The following is a 1,043-nucleotide window of genomic DNA, read 5'->3' as shown; positions in this document are numbered from 1 at the left end:
CGGCACCGGCTCGCCATGACCGTCCAGTATGTACAGCCGCAGGTCCGGCAGCGGCTTGCCTATCGGGCTTTCCCCCGCCGGCATCCCCGCCGACAGCGGACAGTGCGTCACATGTACCGTCGTTTCGGTGATGCCGTACATATTCACCAGCTGCGTTTCCGCCTCCGGGTTCTGCCGATACCACGGCATCAGCGCCGCCACGTCCAGCGCCTCTCCCCCGAAAATCACATAACGCAACGCGTGACGCTCAGGACTGTCCGCCTGCGCCGCCGTCAGTTGGCGGAATACCCCCGGCGTCTGGTTTAGCACCGTCACGCCTTCGCGGCACACCAACTGATACAGCGCCTGCGGCGAGCGCGTCGCCGACTGCGGCACCACCACCAGACGTGCTCCGTGCAGCAGGGCGCCCCAGATTTCCCACACCGAGAAGTCGAAGGCGTAAGAGTGGAACAGCGTCCAGATGTCCCGATGGTCGAAGTCGAAGAGTGCCTGCGTTGAGGTCAGCAACCGGGTGACGTTACGGTGCTCAACCATCACGCCCTTGGGCTGGCCGGTCGAGCCGGAGGTGTAGATGATGTAGGCCAGATGATGCGGCGTCAGACCCAGCGAGGCGGCGGGGATGTTCTCATCCGAATAATGTGTCCAGGGAAGGGCGTCGCCGTCCAGCACTATCTGTGACAACGTCTGCGGCAGCTCGCCCAGCGACGGCAGGCTGCTGCTGTGGGTAATTAATACTTCGGGCGCACTGTCTTTCAGCATGTACTGTAAACGCGCCCGCGGGTAGCTCGGGTCCAGCGGCACATAGCTCGCGCCCGCCTTGAGCACCGCCAGAATCGCGACGATAAGATCGCTGCCGCGCGGCAGCGCAATCGCCACTCGGCTGTCGGGCTGCACGCCCTGCGCCAGCAACGCGCGGGCCAGCGGGTTGGCGCGGCGGTTCAGTTCGCCGTAGCTCAGCGTGTCGCCTTCAAAACTGACCGCCGCTGCCAGAGGTCGCGCCTCGGCCTGCTGTTCGAACAGCTCATGGAGACAGTGTGGAGAAA

The 1,043-nt window shown here is 64.4% G+C and carries 1 protein-coding gene; it reads right to left on the bottom strand.

All coding sequences use genetic code 11. The features are described from left to right. A partial coding sequence (locus tag AU511_RS16970; protein WP_139829433.1) for an AMP-binding protein occupies positions 1–1,043 on the bottom strand: 1,043 nt, incomplete at both ends.

It is taken from the genome of Lonsdalea iberica (genome assembly GCF_002111585.1).
GTDB lineage: Bacteria > Pseudomonadota > Gammaproteobacteria > Enterobacterales > Enterobacteriaceae > Lonsdalea > Lonsdalea iberica.
This window is presented reverse-complemented; position numbering and strand designations above follow the sequence as displayed.